Annotated in this window: 13 protein-coding genes, 1 tRNA gene and 1 pseudogene; 9 read left to right on the top strand and 6 right to left on the bottom strand. The window is 42.2% G+C overall.

Annotated features, from left to right (window positions below):
* The first annotated feature begins 258 nt into the window (after positions 1-258).
* The 3 genes from PTE_RS16990 (at position 259) to fliZ (ending at position 2,869) form a co-directional block, all read left to right on the top strand.
* Positions 259-1,335, top strand: coding sequence for a flagellin FliC (locus PTE_RS16990; RefSeq protein ID WP_036849081.1), 1,077 nt, complete (start codon positions 259-261; stop codon positions 1,333-1,335).
* A gap of 246 nt (positions 1,336-1,581) precedes the next feature.
* Complete coding sequence (locus tag PTE_RS16995; RefSeq protein ID WP_036849082.1) at positions 1,582-2,304, top strand: RNA polymerase sigma factor FliA; 723 nt, start codon at positions 1,582-1,584, stop codon at positions 2,302-2,304.
* Positions 2,305-2,356: 52 nt separating this feature from the next.
* The gene (fliZ, locus tag PTE_RS17000) at positions 2,357-2,869 is read left to right on the top strand and encodes a flagella biosynthesis regulatory protein FliZ (protein WP_036849087.1); all 513 of its coding nucleotides are present in this window, start codon (positions 2,357-2,359) and stop codon (positions 2,867-2,869) included.
* 80 nt (positions 2,870-2,949) lie between these two features.
* Here fliZ and putA read toward each other — a convergent pair whose 3' ends face one another.
* Positions 2,950-6,930 carry a trifunctional transcriptional regulator/proline dehydrogenase/L-glutamate gamma-semialdehyde dehydrogenase gene (gene putA, locus PTE_RS17005; protein ID WP_036849088.1) on the bottom strand — a complete coding sequence of 1,327 codons (3,981 nt, stop codon included), beginning with the start codon at positions 6,928-6,930 and terminating at the stop codon, positions 2,950-2,952.
* A gap of 486 nt (positions 6,931-7,416) precedes the next feature.
* On the opposite strand from putA, the gene putP reads away from it, so the two are divergent.
* Positions 7,417-8,901, top strand: coding sequence for a sodium/proline symporter PutP (gene putP, locus PTE_RS17010; protein ID WP_036849089.1), 1,485 nt, complete (start codon positions 7,417-7,419; stop codon positions 8,899-8,901).
* A gap of 59 nt (positions 8,902-8,960) precedes the next feature.
* Here the strand turns inward: putP and cycA are convergent, their stop codons facing one another.
* Entirely contained in the window at positions 8,961-10,367 is a 1,407-nt protein-coding gene (gene cycA, locus PTE_RS17015; protein WP_036849096.1) for a D-serine/D-alanine/glycine transporter, read from the bottom strand.
* A gap of 249 nt (positions 10,368-10,616) precedes the next feature.
* On the opposite strand from cycA, the gene PTE_RS17020 reads away from it, so the two are divergent.
* Positions 10,617-10,692, top strand: a tRNA-Lys gene (locus PTE_RS17020).
* 158 nt (positions 10,693-10,850) lie between these two features.
* Here the strand turns inward: PTE_RS17020 and PTE_RS26615 are convergent.
* From PTE_RS26615 to dsdC, 3 genes and pseudogenes are all read right to left on the bottom strand, one after another.
* Positions 10,851-10,925 (bottom strand): annotated as a pseudogene (locus PTE_RS26615) (tail fiber assembly protein); the annotation flags it as partial.
* Positions 10,926-11,131: 206 nt separating this feature from the next.
* On the bottom strand, positions 11,132-11,662 hold the full coding sequence (locus tag PTE_RS17025) for an Ail/Lom family outer membrane beta-barrel protein (RefSeq protein ID WP_036849098.1): 531 nt from the start codon (positions 11,660-11,662) through the stop codon (positions 11,132-11,134).
* A gap of 809 nt (positions 11,663-12,471) precedes the next feature.
* Complete coding sequence (gene dsdC / locus PTE_RS17030) at positions 12,472-13,410, bottom strand: DNA-binding transcriptional regulator DsdC (protein WP_036849099.1); 939 nt, start codon at positions 13,408-13,410, stop codon at positions 12,472-12,474.
* 242 nt (positions 13,411-13,652) lie between these two features.
* Here dsdC and dsdX point away from each other — a divergent pair, with 242 nt between their 5' ends.
* Together dsdX and PTE_RS17040 are read left to right on the top strand one after the other, a co-directional pair.
* Entirely contained in the window at positions 13,653-14,990 is a 1,338-nt protein-coding gene (gene dsdX / locus PTE_RS17035) for a D-serine transporter DsdX (protein WP_036849100.1), read from the top strand.
* Between the two features lie 294 nt (positions 14,991-15,284).
* On the top strand, positions 15,285-16,616 hold the full coding sequence (locus PTE_RS17040) for a D-serine ammonia-lyase (protein ID WP_036849102.1): 1,332 nt from the start codon (positions 15,285-15,287) through the stop codon (positions 16,614-16,616).
* Between the two features lie 222 nt (positions 16,617-16,838).
* Here PTE_RS17040 and PTE_RS17045 read toward each other — a convergent pair whose 3' ends face one another.
* A complete protein-coding gene (locus PTE_RS17045; protein WP_036849104.1) occupies positions 16,839-18,560 on the bottom strand; it encodes a phospholipase D-like domain-containing protein in 1,722 nt (573 codons plus the stop codon).
* Between the two features lie 416 nt (positions 18,561-18,976).
* On the opposite strand from PTE_RS17045, the gene PTE_RS17050 reads away from it, so the two are divergent.
* Both PTE_RS17050 and PTE_RS17055 read left to right on the top strand, forming a co-directional pair.
* Positions 18,977-20,032: an alkene reductase gene (locus tag PTE_RS17050; RefSeq protein WP_036849106.1), complete on the top strand. Its 1,056-nt coding sequence runs from the start codon at positions 18,977-18,979 to the stop codon at positions 20,030-20,032.
* A 181-nt stretch (positions 20,033-20,213) separates the two neighbouring features.
* Complete coding sequence (locus PTE_RS17055) at positions 20,214-20,609, top strand: nuclear transport factor 2 family protein (RefSeq protein WP_036849108.1); 396 nt, start codon at positions 20,214-20,216, stop codon at positions 20,607-20,609.
* Positions 20,610-20,635: the final 26 nt, after the last annotated feature.

A 20,635-nucleotide genomic window follows, 5' to 3' on the forward strand; every position in this document is an offset into this window, starting at 1 on the left:
TAGTAAAGCTTTGTTGAACCGGTTATCGGTAAGTTTCGAAAAAAGTTTACTAATAAAAATAATTTTTTGATGGTAGGAATAATCGCCAAGAACGGGCGCTGTTTGGCTTATAAGGGAAGTGTGATAAAAAAGAAAAAGTTTTTTCAAGAAAAATTAAAGGTTTTTTGAGGAACGCCGATAAAACTGTTGGCGGTGGTGAACACCGTGGGCAAAGGCCCAAACTTATTTATCGACTTGATTTTAAAAGGAACTCTAACTATGGCACAAGTCATCAACACCAACAGCTTGTCCTTGCTGACTCAGAATAACCTGAATAAATCCCAGAGTGCTTTGGGTAACGCTATCGAGCGTTTGTCTTCTGGTCTGCGTATCAACAGCGCGAAGGATGACGCTGCTGGTCAAGCGATCGCTAACCGTTTCACTGCAAACATTAAAGGTTTGTCTCAGGCAGCACGTAACGCTAACGACGGTATCTCTATTGCACAGACTACCGAAGGTGCGCTGAACGAAATCAATACCAACTTACAGCGTATTCGTGAACTGACTGTTCAGGCGCAAAATGGCAGCAACTCTGAAAGCGATATTAGCTCTATTAATGACGAAGTGACTCAACGTTTCGACGAGATTGATCGTATCTCTAAACAAACTCAATTTAATGGCGTTAATGTCTTAAGTAAAGATAGTGAATTGACCATCCAGGTTGGTGCTAACGATAATGAAACTATCACCATCAATCTGAAACAAATCGACAAAGGAACACTGGGGCTGGACAAATTTAATGTTAACTCATTAGTTGGAGTACATGTTGGCGTGGAAGTTAAAGAAATTCCAAAAGGTGACGGTAGCCCTGACAAGACTCCAGTAAAACCAGTAACTGATCTTGATAGTGTTAAAGATCCCAAAGTCGTTAAATCCATCGATAAAGATGGTAAGGAAATTGAGGGCGAATACGTTATAACCGGTAAAGATAAAGAAACTGGTGAAGACGTATATTATAAAGCCACTATTGACAATGAGGGTAACGTTAAGGTAGGCGTTAAAACAAACCTGATTGACAAGAATGCTAAGCCATTAGGCGATTTAGACAATGCTCTGTCACAAGTTGACAAACTGCGCAGCTCTCTGGGTGCTATCCAAAACCGTTTTGAATCTACCGTTAACAACCTGAACAACACCGTTAACAACCTGAGCGCTGCTCGTAGCCGTATCCAAGATGCTGATTACGCGACCGAAGTGTCTAACATGAGCCGTGGTCAAATCCTGCAACAGGCGGGTACTGCGGTTCTGGTTCAGGCTAACCAGGTTCCTCAAACTGTCCTGTCTCTGCTGCGTTAATTTCTCGGCTAAGACAATATGTGAACCTGATTCACATAAAAATTCAAATAAATCAAGGATCGGCTCGCCGGTCCTTCTTTTTTAGTCGTTTATCGTGAACAGCCTAAAATTTGTGTTACTATTAGGCGGGCAATAAATTTCGCATAGGTGAAAAAGAAGTGCTTTTACTACATTGTTCAAACGATTGCCCTTGTTAGGGGATTGGATAATGGTAGTTAGTCTCTTATTCCAAAGGTGTCTGTTGTTGTGAGCGATTTGTATACCGCCGAAGGCGTGATGGACAAAAACAGCCTCTGGAAGCGCTATGTACCATTAGTTCGCCATGAAGCGTTAAGGCTACAAGTTAGGTTACCCGCGTGTGTGGAGCTGGATGATCTGCTTCAGGCCGGGGGAATCGGCTTACTAAATGCGGTGGAACGTTTTGATTCCTTACAGGGAACCGCGTTTACCACTTATGCGGTACAGCGCATCAGAGGTGCAATGTTGGATGAGTTAAGGAGCCGCGATTGGGCTCCGCGTAGCGTGCGACGTAATGCGCGCGAAGTGACGCAAACCATCCGTAAACTTGAGCAAGACTTAGGCCGTCCAGCCAGTGAGCAGGAAGTTGCTAAAGAATTAAAGATTGATCTGGTAGAATATCGGCAGATACTGTTAGATACGAATAACAGTCAATTGTTTTCGTATGATGAATGGCATGAAATGCATGGTGAAAGCTGTGAGCCTGCTATTGAAGAAGGGCATGAAACCAATCCCTTACAACAATTGCTGGAAAGTGACGTTCGTCAGCGGGTAATTGATGCTATTGATTCGTTACCTGAGCGAGAAAAAATGGTTCTGACGCTGTATTATCAGGAAGAACTTAATCTGAAAGAGATTGGCGCAGTACTTGAAGTCGGGGAGTCCCGTATAAGTCAGTTACACAGCCAGGCGATTAAACGCTTGCGGGCACGCTTAAATCCGGAAAAGTAACTTTTTGCTTATTTGTTTTTTGTTTAAGACTACACACAGGGCTTTATCTCTTATGTCTGTTACAACACAAAAGAAACGGCCGCTCAGCCGTTACATTAAAGACTACAAACATAGTCAAACTCATTGCTTGCATTGTCACAAAGCTCTTGACCGCATCTCTTTGGTTTTTAATGGCCAGGTGATCAACAAAGAGTCTATCTCCGAAATGACGGAGTTGATTGATGACAAGACCTGGGATGAACTGCAAGATAAATTTGTCGCGTTATGCCGTTTTTGCAGTGAGATTTACTGCAATAGCGAGACAGATTATTTTGACATCATGTCTTTCAAACAGTACCTGTTTGAACAAACTGAAATGAGTCATAGTACTATTCGTGAGTATGTGGTTCGTTTACGACGTTTGGATGAATTGCTCACTTCAAGCAATTACCCTGTAAAAGAGTTCACAACAGAGAAAATTCAGGAACAACTGAGTGATAAACTGTCACAGTCAGCATTCAGTAACTACAACATTGCTTTGCGGAAGTATGAGCAGTATTTGAGCTGGCAACAGGGCGGCCACTAAGCTGGAAATATAATATAGCAAAGAGATGTTCAATTTCAGGGGAACACATTTTCAGTGTGTTCCCCTTCGCTTTTCTGGAATTAACCGATAGTCATCAGACTGGCATTGCCCCCTGCCGCGGCAGTGTTAATGCTCAGTGAACGTTCATGCAGCAGACGTTCTAACAGCAGGTTAGTTTCTCCACGGGCAAAACCTTGTACGGAGATGATGGCGCCTTTACGTTGGGCGATGTGTTCACAAACCTGACGGAGTTGATCAGAATCGCCGTGGTAAATGACGGCTTCAAATTTCGTATCTTCATTCTGCCAGTCCCGCACCAGAGTGATTGTTTTACGGACACTATCCGGCAATTGGCGGAACAGTTGTTGATGTATTTCATCATCTTGCCACAGTAACTGACAGCCAACAGATAATGTCGCTACCAGTTGGATCCATGTATCCTGTTGATTATCCGCCAAACACAGTACCTGACCACGAGGTAACAGGGTATAGGTATTGCGTTCACCTGTCGGCCCAGGCAACAGGCGGGTTGTTCCCCCTTGTGCCAGCAATTTGTACTGTTGAACTAACTGATTTAGTTCTTCATTGTGCTGAGTGGTAATCCATTCTGCCAGTGCATCAAATGGTGCCATCAGCACTGAACGAGCATTGGCATCCAGCGGATACTCAACATCCTGACGTTCCAGCGTCTGATTAATGGCATTCTGAGGGCGGCAAGAGAGCAGGCGATACAGATAGAGCGGACCACCCGCTTTTGGACCTGTACCGGATAAGCCTTCACCACCGAACGGTTGCACACCAACAACAGCGCCTACCATATTGCGGTTAACATACAGGTTACCCACTTTCGCTTTAGAGGTGACTTGTACAATAGTTTCATCAATACGGGTATGTACGCCCAGTGTCAGGCCGTAGTTGGAATTGTTTATCTGATCAAGTAACTTATCCAGCTCATTACGTTTAAAACGGACAACATGCAGAACCGGGCCGAAGATCTCTTGTTTCAATTCATCAAAACTTTCCAGTTCAATCAGTGTCGGTTTAACGAAAGTACCTTGCTCCCACTCTTTACTGTCAGCCACATTGTCTTGCGCTGCTTGATAAATCACACGTCCTTTGGTGCGCATTGCCTGAATATGACGATCAATACCGGCTTTGGCTTCAGCGTCAATGACCGGGCCGATATCGGTAGAAAGACGTTCAGGATTGCCCATTCGGCATTCAGACATTGCGCCTTTCAACATGGTGATGGTGCGTTCTGCCACATCATCTTGGATACAGAGGATGCGCAAGGCAGAACAGCGTTGACCTGCACTGTCAAAAGCAGAGGCGACCACATCAGTAACAACTTGTTCTGTGAGAGCGGAAGAGTCGACAATCATGGCGTTCAGGCCACCGGTTTCTGCAATGAGCGGGGTTGGGCGCCCTTGTGTGTCAAGCCGTCCGGCAATATTACGTTGTAACAGGCCAGCCACTTCAGTGGAGCCAGTAAACATCACACCACGTACTCTTTCATCACCAACCAGAAGTGAACCAATGGTTTCACCCCGGCCAGGTAATAATTGCAGTACATCATGGGGAATTCCTGCCTGATGCAATATTTTGACCGCCGTCGCGGCGATTAATGGGGTTTGCTCCGCCGGTTTTGCCAACACACTGTTACCGGCAGCCAACGCAGCCGCTATCTGTCCGGTAAAAATGGCTAATGGGAAGTTCCACGGGCTGATACATACAACTGGCCCCAGCGGGCGGTGGGTATCATTAGCGAAATCGTGGCGGACCTGCCCTGCATAATAATGGAGGAAATCTACCGCTTCGCGTACCTCAGCAATCGCATTATTAAAGGTTTTGCCAGCTTCCCGGACCAGAATACCCAACAGCGGCTGCATTTGGCTTTCCATCAATTCAGCAGCGCGAACCAGAATTGCTGCGCGCTCTGATGGCGGAGTCGCAAACCAGATTGCTCCGGCTTCTGTTGCGGCATTCAGAGCATAAGCGACTTCTTGTTCAGTTGTTTCACGAACATGGCCGACGATATCCAGTGGTGCAGCAGGGTTAATGACAGGCTTGGCAGCAGGTAGTTCACCTTGATGGCAATAATTGCCACCCAATAGTGGTTCACTGTACCGTTCTTCAGTAGAAGAACTTAATAGCGCACTGGAAAGAGAAGCCAGCCGATGTTCGTTGGAAAGATCCAGACCGGCTGAGTTTGCGCGATCTTTGCCATACAGGTCATGAGGAAGCGGGATTTTCGGATGTGGAAGACCGATTTGCCCTTCGGTTTCGGCCATCTTTTGAACTTTTTTCACTGGGTCAGCAACAAGTTCATCCAGTGGCAACGTGGTATCGGCGATACGGTTGACGAAGGATGTATTAGCACCATTCTCCAGCAGACGACGGACCAGATAAGCTAATAGTGTTTCGTGAGTGCCTACCGGTGCGTAAATACGGCATGGGCGGTTTAATTTCCCATCAGCAATTTTCCCGACCACTTGTTCATACAGTGGTTCTCCCATGCCATGCAGGCATTGGAACTCATATTGACCAGGGTAGTAGTTTTGACCGGCCATATGATAAACCGCAGATAAAGTATGAGCGTTATGGGTAGCGAACTGAGGGTAGATCAGGTTTGGTACTGACAGTAGTTTGCGGGCACAAGCCAGATAGGAAACGTCGGTATAGACTTTGCGGGTGTAAACCGGATAGCCTTCCAGCCCATCTATTTGCGCACGTTTAATTTCACTATCCCAATACGCGCCTTTTACCAGTCGCACCATTAGGCGACGACGGCTGCGTTGTGCTAAATCAACTATCGTGTCGATAACAAATGGACAGCGTTTTTGATAAGCCTGAATGACGAAACCGATGCCATTCCAACCGGCCAATTGTGGTTCAAAACAGAGTTTTTCCAGCAAGTCGAGAGAGATTTCCAGACGATCGGCTTCTTCTGCATCAATATTGATGCCAATATCATATTGACGGGCTTGTAATGTCAGGGAAAGCAGGCGCGGATACAGCTCGCTCATGACCCGTTCGTACTGAGCGCGGCTATAACGCGGGTGCAGGGCAGAAAGCTTGATGGAAATCCCAGGTCCTTCATAAATACCGCGGCCGTTGGATGCCTTACCGATAGCATGAATTGCTTGTTGGTAGGAAACCATATAATCCTGAGCGTCTTCCTCAGTTAAAGCGGCTTCACCCAGCATGTCATAGGAGTAGCGGAAGCCTTTTTCTTCCAGTTTACGTGCGCTTGCCAATGCCTGAGCGATAGTTTCACCTGTTACAAACTGCTCACCCATCAGGCGCATCGCCATATCTACGCCTTTACGAACTAATGGTTCGCCGCTTTTACTGATAATGCGATTCAGTGAATGGGAAAGTTTGGCTTCGTTGTGGGTAGAAACCAGTTTACCGGTAAACAGCAGGCCCCATGTTGCTGCGTTGACAAACATGGATGAACTTTGGCCCAGATGGGAGTGCCAGTTGCCATTGCTGATTTTATCGCGGATCAGCGCGTCACGGGTGGCTTTATCTGGAATACGGAGCAGGGCTTCTGCGAGACACATCAGGGCAACGCCTTCCTGAGATGACAGTGAAAACTCCTGCAACAACCCTTGAACCAAGCCAGAACGTCCAACGCTGTTTTTCTGGTTACGCAATTTTTCTGCAATGCTGTAAGCCAGTTTATGCGTCGCTTGTGCCTGATCTTCTGGTAATTGCGCCTGTTGCAGCAGCATTGGCACTGCTTGTGTTTCCGGCAGGCGATAACCTGCGGTGATTGCAGAACGTTTTACTGATTGAGGCAGGATATGTTCTGCGAAGTCGAGGAAAGGTTGATGAGAAGAGTCTATGACAGTTTCTTCTGCGGTTATCTTCTCTTCTTTAAGATCCTGACTGGTAGATAGCTCAGTGATCTGCTCATCATTTTCAAGACGTTCAAGGTAATTGAAAATAGCTTGTTTAATCAGCCAATGCGGAGTGCGGTCAATCCGCAGTGCAGCGGCTTTAATGCGATCACGAGTTGCCTCATCAAGCTTCACGCCCATTGTTGTACTACCCATCCTCGCTCCTCAATAGGTAAGGTTTATCTAAGTTACATGATAATATCTGACATGTTGCAACTTTGTGCAACCTTATGAGCATTACTTGTTTGATTTTTGTGAAATTAATCCAGTTATTATAATTAAGAGGGGATATTTATTTTTGTGACTTTATCTAATTGATATATATTGGTTTGGCATTTTATGGTTAATGCTAGGGGGGTAACCATGAAATGGTTAAAAAGTATAACCTTTAAATCAAATAAATGTGACTCAGCAAACGTTTTTTATAAAAAATGGCGTTAATTAGTTGTTAAATTACCTGCTGCTAATCTAGGATTCATTGTGACTTGCTAATTTGTTACAAAAATAATTATTTCAATTTTAAATTATAAACCATCTTTAGGTGCAATCAGGTGCAACGTTCCTGAACCTGACAGGGAAAACTCTGTGTCCCCAGGAGAACTGCGGCTTTGCAAAACACAGATAACACTATGGAGAACCTGCATGACAGTAAATACACCAATGCTAATCACCTTTATTGTCTACATTACTGGAATGTTGTTGATAGGTTTTTTGGCTTATCGCTCAACCAAAAATTTTGATGACTATATTTTGGGAGGAAGGCGATTAGGTAGCGTGGTAACGGCTTTGTCTGCCGGTGCTTCGGATATGAGCGGCTGGCTATTAATGGGTTTGCCTGGCGTAGTTTATTTCGCTGGGGTTTCAGAAAGCTGGATAGCGATTGGCCTTTCTTTAGGCGCTTACCTGAACTGGAAATTAGTTGCGGGCAGGTTAAGGATCCAGACGGAAGTCAATAATAATGCGCTGACACTACCCGATTATTTCACCAGTCGTTTTGAAGATAGCAGTAAGATCCTGCGTATTATTTCCGCACTGGTTATCCTGATCTTCTTTACTATTTATTGTGCTTCTGGCGCTGTTGCCGGAGGATTGTTATTTGAAAGCACTTTCGGTATCAGTTATCAGAAAGCCATGTGGCTTGGTGCTGCGGCAACGATTGCCTATACATTCCTCGGTGGCTTCCTGGCTGTCAGCTGGACGGATACTGTTCAAGCGTCACTAATGATCTTTGCGCTTATTTTGACCCCGATTATCGTTATTTTCTCTATCGGCGGCATTGATACTTCTATTGCTTTGATAGCAGCGAAAAACCCCGCTTATATGGATATGTTTAAGGGGTTGAATTTTGTCGCTATTATCTCGCTATTGGGTTGGGGATTGGGTTATTTTGGTCAGCCACATATTTTGGCGCGTTTTATGGCGGCAGATTCCCATCACACTGTTCGTAAAGCTCGTCGCATCAGTATGACCTGGATGGTGTTATGCCTGGCAGGAACGATTTCTGTCGGTTTCTTTGGTATTGCTTATTTTGAAATGCACCCTGACCTGGCTGGTCCGGTCACTGCCAATCGTGAGCGTATCTTTATGGAACTGGCAGTTGTTCTGTTTAATCCGTGGATAGCGGGCATTTTATTGTCGGCGATTCTGGCTGCGGTGATGAGTACGCTTAGCTGCCAGTTGTTAGTCTGTGCAAGTGCATTGACTGAGGATCTTTATAAGCCCTTTATTCGCAAATCTGCCAGCCAGAAAGAGCTGGTATGGGTGGGGCGTTTCATGGTGCTATTAGTGGCAGCCGTCGCTATGGTAATAGCAACTAATCCTGACAATAAAGTGCTGGCACTGGTAAGTAATGCCTGGGCCGGGTTCGGCGCGGCGTTCGGTCCGGTGGTACTGATCTCTGTTGTCTGGAAACGTATGACACGCAATGGTGCACTGGCGGGTATGTTGGTGGGTGCAATAACCGTATTAGTGTGGATGAAGTACCAGTGGTTTGCGTTGTATGAAATTATCCCTGGTTTTATCTTTGCCTCTATTGCGATAGTTGTTGTCAGCTTGTTGGGTAAAGCGCCAAGCAGAGAAGCGCAACAGCGTTTTATTGATGCTGAAGCGCAATACAACACTAAGTGATTTAAAGTAAAACCGGAAATTGTGAAGGCAAAATGCCTTCACATTAATCTTTAAATAAGTTAGCTGTATAAGCGAGTTCTACGTTTTTTTACAATTTGAAAACCAATAATTAATACCAGAAACCAAACCGGTGTGATGGTTAATGCCTGGCGGGTATCATCTCGTAATGTGAGCAATATCAGAACAAATGCAAAGAATGCCAGACAGACCCACGACATAATAATCCCCAGCGGCATTTTATATATTGAAGCCTTATGTAATGCAGGGCGACGTTTCCGGTAAACCAGATATGAACACAGGATCATACTCCAGACAAACATAAACAGAATGGCTGAAATGGTTGTCACCAATGTAAATACATGCATCACATCAGGAATTAAATAAATCAGCACCACACCGCAGGATAAACATAAACAGGTGAAAATTAATCCTGACGCGGGCACGGAACGGCGTGAAAGGCGGCTAAATTGCTGTGGTGCATCACCTTCTTTTGCCAATCCAAATAGCATACGGCTGGTGGAGAAGACACCACTGTTTGCTGAAGATGCGGCAGACGTTAATACTACGAAGTTCACGATACTGGCGGCAGCGGGTAAACCAATCAGAACGAACAGCTCAACAAAAGGGCTTTTGTCTGCAATGATTGAACGCCACGGTGTGACTGACATGATAATTATCAGAGCCAGTACGTAGAAGGTGATAATACGAACCGGGATAGCATTAATTGCTCTGGGAAGTGATTTCATTGGATCTTTAGTTTCTGCGGCAGCGGTACCCACTAATTCAATTCCTACAAAGGCGAATATGGCTATCTGGAACCCGGCAAAAAATCCACTTAACCCTGTTGGAAATAATCCACCATCATTCCATATATTTGTCAGTGAGGCGGTATGACCCGCAGGGGATTGAAAATGCATACCAATCAAAACAGCGCCAATCACAATTAACGCGACAATGGCAACTATTTTTATCATGGCGAACCAGAATTCCATTTCACCGAATAATTTCACTGTTGCCAGGTTAAGGGCCAGCAATAGTGAAACGCAGAGCAGGGAAGTGATCCATTGGGGAAAATCGGGTTGCCAGTAGCTGATATATGAGGTGATGGCGACTACATCGGCGATACCGGTAATGACCCAACAGAACCAGTAAGTCCAGCCGACAAAAAAACCAGCCCAGGGTCCTAATAAATCTGCGGAGAAATCACTGAATGATTTATATTGCAGGTTCGAGAGCAGTAGTTCACCCATTGCGCGCATAACGAAAAACAACATGAAGCCGATAATCATATAAACGAATATAATCGATGGTCCGGCAAGAGAGATGGTTTTCCCTGATCCCATAAACAGACCTGTGCCAATGGCACCACCGATAGCAATAAGCTGTATATGCCGATTGCTTAGATTGCGTTGTAGTTGCGTTTCCCCGGTTTTAGCGGAAAGTGTTGTTTGTATATTTTCTGCCATAGAATAGTGTCCAATATTTTCCTAGGTAAATTGTTACGGCTCTTTAAGTGGCCTTATATGTGGTGATGTTTGCGGAAAATATTGTGACACAGATTACTATAATAATAACAGCTTGATCTCACGTTAAAAACAAATTGGTTACAATTTGGCTTATTAGTACTCTTGGGATTGAATATGAATTATTCGTTTAGAAAAAAAGAGTAATAGATATTGACGACAGCTTTGTATAGGAGAATAATCGTTCACATTGGGTTGTTAGCTCAGTCGGCAGAGCAGTTGACTCTTAATCAATTGGCCCGGGGTTCGAGCCCCCGACAACCCACCAGTTAAATCAGTCAGTTATCATTAACTTCCTTTATTTTACTTCTAATGTGGGGCATATTTGGGGCAAGCTTACCGAATATTGTATCTATTTTTTTGTATGCTCAGGTAAATGAAACTGTTAAGACCGGGTACTATTCTACCTCGGTCTTTTTCCAGTGACTATAATTGCAAAGTTGGCCAATTAATTTCCGGTATTTTAGATGTATCAACCCGATTAAGCATGACTCGATATTTTTTCCAAGCCTATTGTAGGGCTATAGTGATACATGTGCATTCCTTACCAGCCAATAGCAAACCAAAAAACTCTGGCTGGATTAAACTAAAGAAGTTAATGTCACTGACATGCAGAATTAAGATGAAATTTTTGAATAGATCACCAAGATTATAAATCATATAACATGACTAACCTTGGTGATGATATGATCTTTTTATTGCTTAAATTAGAAACGATAGCCGACGCTTATATTAAAGCCATTGGTGGAAATTTTATATTTATCCACACCGTCTTTGATATCAAATCGGCTGCCTTCGTAACCGGCTGTAATTGATGTATTTGTTGTTGGGTTTACAATAAAGCCAGCTCCCCAACCTAAGGCATTTTCTTTTATTTTTCCATCATTATCGTTAGAAAATTTTATATTTAATTTGGATAGACCCACTTGGCTGTATAAACTAATATAATCGTTAATTCTATAAGTTGGGCCAGTCATCAAAGAATAATACTTAGTATCAATTGTTGGGAAATCCTCGGTTTTTTTCTCATCTCCTTTAGCAAAGGTAAATGATGATAACACTCCCCATTGATCATCCAATTCATATCGGTAACTGAGCGTCGCGCCATTTAGCGCTTTAACGTCTTTTGGTTTCACATGGGCATATCCGATAGAAGCTGTATGTTGTTCAGCATGAGCAGGTAAAGTTATTGCGGATACAGAAAAAAGAACGCCACAGCTTAGTAAAAGTTTTTGCATTTAATTACACTCTATATAATTTCGAAGTAAACTAATTTATAACTATTTGAATGACTTTCTAACCAACAGCTATAATAAATATCATAAATTAAACTATTAGATATATTTTTTCACAAAACTCACATTTAAGACGCAAATAACTAACTATTATTATTACTTTTTCCTGGTGGATAGCAGTAGATAAGGATGGCTTTAATTATTATAAATAATTTCTTTATTGTTTTAATATTCATCAGTTATTAGCTGGAAATTCTTTACTCTTTTCTTGCCAATAATTTATCTATACTAAAGACTCCTTATTCCTATATTAAGAAAAACGCCAATTTATATGCTTTATTCTAATAAAATTAAATATAAATCGTTTATTACTATTAGCAAAAAAATAATTTTATCTATTTCTATCTCATTCGATAAGAATGGTTGTCAGACGTAAGCTAGATAAAAATGAATAAGCTTTACTGAGTTAGCTAACTTAGTAGTCTAATAATATAGGAATGTCTATTCTTATAGCCGAAAATTGTGATAAAGATTTATAATTATCTTATATGGAATCATTATATAAAACTAATCTCACTGAGGTATTTATGTATAAATATATTTGTTTCATTTGATCTGTGACCTTAAGCTTACCTTGGTAAGGATGGACTTTGCAGAAGAGGGAGTTCAGCCTTGTTGGTCATATTTTACTGGAATCAATAAATGATGAGTTCAAAGGCACGGTAGAATGCCTTGTTAAATTCTATGGCGATGAGTAATCGCCACTGAAAACAGAACAGATTTGATGTATCTATTAACGGCTGACTGTATTTTTATCCATTTATGGTTGATTTCAACCATTGAATAAATGCATTGACTTTCTCATTCTGTTGTTGGGGTAGGGTACAGGTATAGTAATACTGTTTACATAGCACTTCGGTGTTGGGGAAGGGCGCGACTAATTCGTTGTTTTCAATTTTTTCCCAAATCATATTTTTTCTTCCCATTGCAACACCTGCGTGGTGCATTGCAGCGACGGAAGCTAAGTCAGAGCGATCGAAAACTATACACTTTTGTGATGGGTCCAGTGTAATATCAAAGTGTTCTGTCCAGGTGTCCCACTCTTTGGTGTCAGAATCGTAGCTCCATGCTTGTTTATCATGCAATAGTGTACAATATTGCAGATTATCGATATTTCCCATCAGGTTATGTTTTTCTGCATATTGTGGACTACAGACCGGGGTAATGTATTCACTCATCAGATATTGATGTGATAGCTCATTGGACATAATATCATCAAAGTAAATCGCAAGATCGATACCATAACCGCGGAAATTCACATTTTCGTTACCGACCAGAATATTCAGATTAATGGACGGATATAGTTGATTAAAAGCAGCCAATTTGGGAACTAACCAGCATTGAGTAAAAGTAGGGCGGGAGTAAATAGTCAGATTACCTGATAACTCCTGATTTTTTATTTCCAGAATTTCCTGATTCAAATGCTCCAGAGTCGATTTAATTGTCCAAAATAAACGCTTTCCTTCACAAGTTAATTCAATCTTTCTGTGAAAACGTTGGAAAAGTTTGAACCCCAGTTCTTGTTCCAGTGAACTGATTCGATGGCTGACTGCACTGGCACTGATAGCTAGCTCATCAGCAGCCAGAGCAAAAGAACAGTGACGGGCCGCTATCTCAAATGTATGCAGTTTTGATAACTGGTTTCCATTGAGTAGCTTATTTACAACCATGAAATTATCATCTGTGTACATATGTATAATGTTTCTGTTTCATCGACGACGAGATAATGCAACCGTATCATTAAGGCGGCATGTTTCAGATAGTTTTAGTGATTCAAATCTCAAATAAAGTAAAAAATTTGATCTGCATCACTTAATTGGCTCAATCTGGCTCATGCATGACTATGTATTAATCATTTGTCAAAAATTGAATATTCATATTCAATAGTGAAAATGCATGTAACAAGCAGAGGCTAACTGTGGGGAATGGTTAAGTGGATTCACAACCTTGGGTGATAGGTACGTTACTCACAAGTATTGTGTTAATTGTATTTACGATAATTAAATTAAAGATTCACCCTTTTTTGGCGCTGTTGTTGGCAAGTTTTTATGTCGGTGCATTGATGGGAATGAACCCTGTTGAGATGGTAAGTGCTATTGAGAGAGGGATTGGTGGTACGCTGGGTTTTTTAGCCGCGGTGATTGGTTTGGGAACCATTCTTGGTAAGATGATGGAGATATCCGGTGCAGCAGAGCGTATTGGTATCACATTGCAAAAATGCCGATGGCTTTCACCAGATATCATTATGGTACTGATTGGCCTGGTTTGTGGTATTACGCTGTTTGTTGAAGTGGGGGTGGTCTTACTAATCCCACTAGCGTTTTCTATTGCCAGGAAAACCAACACGTCACTGCTGAAATTAGCGATCCCATTGTGTGTGGCATTGATGGCGGTTCATTGTATTGTTCCTCCACACCCGTCTGCATTATTTGTGACGAATAAACTGGGTGCGGATATTGGTTCAGTCATTGTTTATGGGTTGGTAGTTGCTCTGTTTGCTGCTTTAATTAGTGGCTCATTATTTCAGAAATTCCTCGGTAGCCGTCTGCCTTTTAAATCGGTTCCGGCTGAATTTTTTAAAATTAAAGTTCACAAGGAAGAGGATTTACCCTCTTTAGGCATGACATTATTTACTGTGTTATTGCCAATTGGGTTAATGCTGATTAAAACGGCTGCCGAATTAAATATGGAAAAAAGCACCACGTTTTACACGGTGTTGGAATTTATCGGCAACCCTACTACAGCCATGTTTATTGCCGCGTTTGTTGCCTATTATACTTTGGGCATTAAGCAAAATATGGGCATGAGCACACTGTTGACGAAGACGGAAGATTGTTTCGCTTCTATCGCTAATATCTTATTGATTATCGGCGCAGGCGGAGCATTCAATAGCATTCTGAAAGCAAGTGGGCTTAGTGATATGCTGGCCGTTATTTTGTCGGGCCTGGATATGCATCCAATTCTTTTATCTTGGTTGGTTGCTATTATTTTGCATGCAGCGGTTGGTTCAGCAACCGTCGCAATGATGGGCGCAACAGCGATTGTTTCACCAATATTGCCGTTATATCCGGATATCAGCCCTGAAATTATTGTGTTAGCTATTGGTTCCGGGGCTATCGGTTGTACTATCGTCACTGATTCACTGTTTTGGTTAGTTAAGCAGTATTGCGGCGCAACCCTCAGTGAAACTTTTAAATACTATACAACTGCAACATTTATTGCATCTATTGTTGCGTTGGCTGGGACATTTCTTCTTTCTACCATTGTGTAATCAGAGGGAATAATAGCTCAGTCTTGAAAAATAAGAATAAGAAGTGCGGATGTGTCAGTACCAGGGAAGCCTATAAAATAGGCAGCTTTATAGCTAAAATAATAAAAAATAAACAGTAACGTAGTAATCAAAGTGAGGGGAAGATAAAAAATAGATAAACTGTGATGTGCTGATGTTGTGTAGAAAATCGTAGTAAAAATAACATATTGAATATAATAAAAATTCTAATAATTAAAGAAGTAAGAGTTGTTTTTTTATATACCAGGGAAACACCAATCTTGGGTTAACACATAAATGAAAAGTACTGAGATTCAACAATTACTAAATGAATATCCGTTAGTAAAAAATTTAATGGAATTGGAGGAAATCTTCTGGTTTAACCCTTGTAACACCACGTTTAAAGAGGGATTACCTTTCGTGGGTTTGGATGCTAATGATGTCGGGGATGCTGAAGCGCGCCTGAATCGTTTTGCACCTTATTTATGTAAAGCTTTCCCGGAAACAGAAGCCACACATGGCTTTATTGAATCAGAGATAGTCGCTATTCCTGCGATGCAGAAAACACTGGAGCAACATTATGGTGTGGATATCGCAGGAAAAGTTTTACTCAAAAAAGATAGTCACTTGCCCATTTCTGGTTCGATTAAAGCCCGTGGCGGAATTTATGAAGTATTAACTCACGCGGAAAAATTAGCATTACAGGCTGGTTTGCTTTCTGAAAACGATGATTACAGCAAACTGTTTTCAGAAGAGTTCAGGCAGTTTTTTAATCAATACAGCATTGCTGTAGGCTCCACCGGTAATTTGGGGTTATCCATAGGTATTATCAGTGCGAAGCTGGGTTTTAATGTCAGTGTGCATATGTCTGCCGATGCCCGTGAATGGAAGAAGCAAAAGCTACGTTCACATGGGGTTAATGTTGTGGAGTATAAACAAGATTATGGGGTGGCCGTGGCCCAGGGCCGTAAAGAAGCGGAATCTAATCCCAACTGTTTCTTTATCGACGATGAAAACTCCCAAACGTTGTTTCTGGGATATTCTGTAGCAGGTGAGCGGGTAAAAGCGCAGCTTGAGCAAATGAATAGGGTCGTTGATGAAGATCATCCATTATTCGTTTACCTGCCGTGTGGCGTTGGTGGTGGTCCTGGCGGTGTCGCGTTCGGATTGAAGTTAGCTTTTGGTGATCATGTGCATTGTATTTTTGCTGAACCTACCCATTCTCCATGTATGTTGTTGGGTGTATATACTGGTCTGCACGACAATATTTGTGTACAGGATATTGGTATCGACAATATTACTGCTGCTGATGGTCTTGCGGTAGGAAGGGCTTCCGGCTTTGTTGGGCGCGCTATGGAACGCTTGCTGGATGGTTTTTATACCGTTCATGATCAAGAAATGTATAACCTGTTGGGCTTACTTAATCGTGATGAGGGTATCCGATTAGAGCCTTCGGCGTTAGTTGGGATGGCTGGTCCTGCTCGTGTTAACGGGAACCTTGATTACTTGAGTAGTAAAAACCTTTCGGTGAACAAGATGAAACAGGCTACACATCTAGTCTGGGCAACCGGCGGTGGTATGGTGCCTGATGATGAAATGACAAAATACCTGGCTGCCGCCAAAATCTAATCGTAAGTAATTTGAAAGTACCCGATTTGTATTATGAGTGTAATTCATTGGTGAATCTGTTCAAAATCGGGTCTTTTTATTGATGTCCTGCCGGCCTCCGGGCTATTGCTGAAAAACGCTTTGATTTGGTTTTCTACTCTGAAAAGTCATCTCCTTAATGCTTTTTACGTTATATTCCCGCCTGCATTTGGCGGGAATATATCAGTACACTTGTTACTTACATCAAGTATTTTTGTGATTAAATGAATGTGTTCCTGAATATTTCCACAACGGTTCCCAGTAGGATTCTATGAAAGCTTTCACCGCATCTTCTCCCTCAATAAGATAGTTGAACTCCGAAAGATACCCCGGATAGAGATTATCAGAACCAACCACGTAGAGTTCATCATCAATTATTGTTACTTTTGCATGATTTCCAGGAGCAGGGGGGACTTTGGGATATACCGGACCACTTGCTTTAATTAAGGATCGGAATGGGCGTCCTATAGCACCTACCTGTGGAGCTCTTTCAGAAAGAGACGGTTCTTTTAGCGTGGCAGTATAAGAATTTTCATCCGGGGTTGGCCATTTGTATGTAGTACCTTCAATCAAAAGATCTTCAGGTACTTTGTCTGTAAAGAAAAAAGGGGCAACTGCTATTCTTTTCAGTGCGGCTTGCCTGATTCCATCCGGATCTTCCAGTTTCTCATCGGTATGCTCATCATGTGTTAAATAGTATTTAAATATTTCAAACGTTCTTTTGGCTCCAGAACCAAAAGAATATTGATCACCAGCAGCACCTGCTGCTGCATCAAGTGGCGATACAACAATTTGAACTTCCAGCTCGGGGTTGGAAAGTAATGCTTCGATCAACCATCGGCACACATGATGGTCTCGCCATTGTTTTTTCCATGCACTGACAAGATCTTGTTGGGACATGCGAATTTTTTTCTTTGCATTCTTTATTATAAACTCTTTCATTATTTCAGAGCCTTTTTTATAATCCGTTCGCATATCAGGCCCAGACCAATATTTACCTACGGATAATATCCTGCTGGCTTTCTTATATTCTGGGTCCTTAGGTGGGTTTTTTAGGCATTCTTCTTTTTTTCTGTCTATATATTCAGTAATGTACTCTTTTTTTAATGGATCTTCCGGCTTTCCCACAATACCATTTGCATTAATCCACCTATTTTTATCTATATCAAAGAATTCTTTAGTTAAGAGGTCTGTATTAGCCTGCCACATGTTATTTAAAAATAATTGTGAGCTTAATGATGCCGTTCCTATAACTTTAACTGAGACATCATGAACTGGAGGGTAATTTCTAAAAAGATCCATATTTAAATTATGGCCCCCGACAAATGACTCAATTCCATCAACGGCGATAATTTTTGTATGATTCCATGTCATTCTGGTATCAGCTTCTGGGATCATTTCCTCTGGCAGCAGCTTCTTATCTAATGATATTTTAAGCCCGTCTACTATCCTGTAAAACCTACCAATCCATATTTCAGGTATACACTCCCAATTATCTCTCCTTTCCTGAATTAATTTGATAATATCATTCTTCAATGCCAGATATTCAGGGGTACCTTCAAAATATGAATTCACACCGTTTAACAAAGATGTTGGTGTTTGAGCGAATAAGAACCTTATCTGAGTTCTGTCCTTCCTGTTGATTTTTTTTGTAAATGCGCTATCAATAGCTGATAGGATAACTTTCCTCCACTCTGCATCTGGGGCATTCAAGGAGGAAATATCACAGCGATAACGCATGTTTTCCAGAATGCTGACAATAGCATCTTCAAATTCCTCTGCTCTTTTAACAGCCTGTGGCATTATCTCCTTTCCAAAAGGAAGCCCCCATATTTTGGGAGTATCAAATATTTTTACATAGTTAATTCCACTTGTTTTATTAAAGTAACCATCTAGTTTTTTTTGTAAATTATCTAATAAATTCATATAGGTATTCTCCTCGCAACAATTTTCTGACATATCAATTAACAGCCGGTCAGCATCAGGTAAGCCATTTGTAATCATAACCAATTTTTGAGGGGAGAGGGCTAAAAAAGATAAAACTGAGCTTCATTGCGCCCTTTCTAATGGCGTTAACGAAGAGCTTGCATGGATCGTTTAGAAAGAATGATGCTGGTGAACAGCATATGTCCTGACATCGAATGTCAGATCCCTCTTGTTTAATGTAACTGTGTAAGTTACATTAATTCATATCAGGCGGATCCCCCGTTGCTAAGGGTTTGAGAATGAATACATTCCCTGACCGATGTTGTTTGCTGGCGGTATTACCTGGTTATGTACCTATTGATGATTTGCAACGAAGTGCATTTATTTAGTCCATAGTCCATATGAGAGAAAAAAATATGCCTACACTTTTTGACCCAATTCGCATTGGTGATCTCGACTTGCCGAACCGTATCATTATGGCTCCTCTGACGCGTAGCCGTGCAGTGGGAGAAGGACGTATCCCCAATGCTCTGATGGCGGAATACTATGTTCAGCGCGTATCTGCTGGTTTGATTATTAGTGAAGCGACTTCAGTAACGCCACAGGGTGTGGGTTACGCTGATACTCCTGGCATTTGGTCAGACGAACAAGTTGCTGGGTGGCGGTTGGTTACGGATGCGGTACATGCTGCCGGTGGGCGTATTTTCATGCAGCTTTGGCATGTGGGGAGGGTATCGGATCCCGCTTTCCTTAATGGGGAGCGACCCGTGGCTCCAAGCGCGATTGCAGTTGATGGTCATGTCAGCTTATTACGCCCAAAACGTCCTTTTGTGGTTCCACGGGCTCTGGAATCGGATGAAATTCCCGGCATTGTCGAGATGTTCAGACGTGGAGCGGAAAATGCGAAAGTGGCAGGATTTGATGGCGTGGAAGTACATGGCGCCAATGGCTATTTGTTCGATCAATTCTTGCAAGATAATGCTAATTTTCGTACGGATCAGTACGGTGGTTCAGTAGAAAACCGGGCACGGTTGTTGCTGGAAGTGACAGATGCTTGCATTTCAGTCTGGGGAGCATCTCGTGTTGGTGTACATTTGTCACCACGTGGTGGTCATTACTCCATGGCGGATTCTAATCCTATGATGACTTTCGAATACGTCGCGCGTGAACTGGGTAAACGTGGAATTGCTTTCATTTTCTCACGTGATCCTGTTGTTGACGGTGATTTGGGTAAGATGATAAAAGAAACTTTTGGGTCAACTTATATTGCCAATGAGGAACTGACAAAAGAGAGTGCCGCGCAAGCGCTTGCTGACGGCAGGGCTGATGCAGTGGCTTTCGGTCACTTGTTCATCTCTAACCCAGACTTACCTCACCGGCTTTTAATTGAAGCGCCATTTAACGACCAACAACCGGAAACCTTTATGGCTCCTGGGCCTGTAGGCTATATCGATTATCCTGTGCTTACCTAGGTAAGGGGATATCTTACCCACAATGGATAGCCTAAGATGAAAGATGTTCGAGTTATTTTCCGGGGATGTGAATTCAACGTTCCATAGAATTTCTTTACTGAACATTCCGGGATATCAGGTCGGCTCGTTTTACCAGAGTCGACCCTATTTCATCGCGGGATAATTTGAAGGAGAAGTATCAATGTCAGATTCATTAAATATATCTATTGTTCGTCGTTTTTACGATTCTATGGGGGATGTCGGTATTCTTCGCCAGATCATGGGGAGTGATATTGTTTGGGATATTACCGAAGGCTCTCGATATAGTGGGGTTTATGAAGGAATTGAAGATATATTGAATAATTTTTTTGTGCCACTTTTTAACGATACTGATGAATTCGTTGCAGATGGCTCTGAATATTTCGAGTCAGGTGATCATGTCATTGTATTGGGTAATTATTTGGGACGAGTAAAGAAAGGCAAACGATTTATTTCTCGTTTCGTTCATATATGGACAGTGCGGGATGGGCGGTTAATTAAATTACAGCAGGTTGCCGATACTCTTCAGATTGAACGTGCCCATGCAAATCGTATCTAACCTGATATATCAAGCTCGTCACACTC

This window comes from Photorhabdus khanii NC19 (genome assembly GCF_000517265.1).
In the GTDB taxonomy this organism is placed as follows: domain Bacteria; phylum Pseudomonadota; class Gammaproteobacteria; order Enterobacterales; family Enterobacteriaceae; genus Photorhabdus; species Photorhabdus khanii.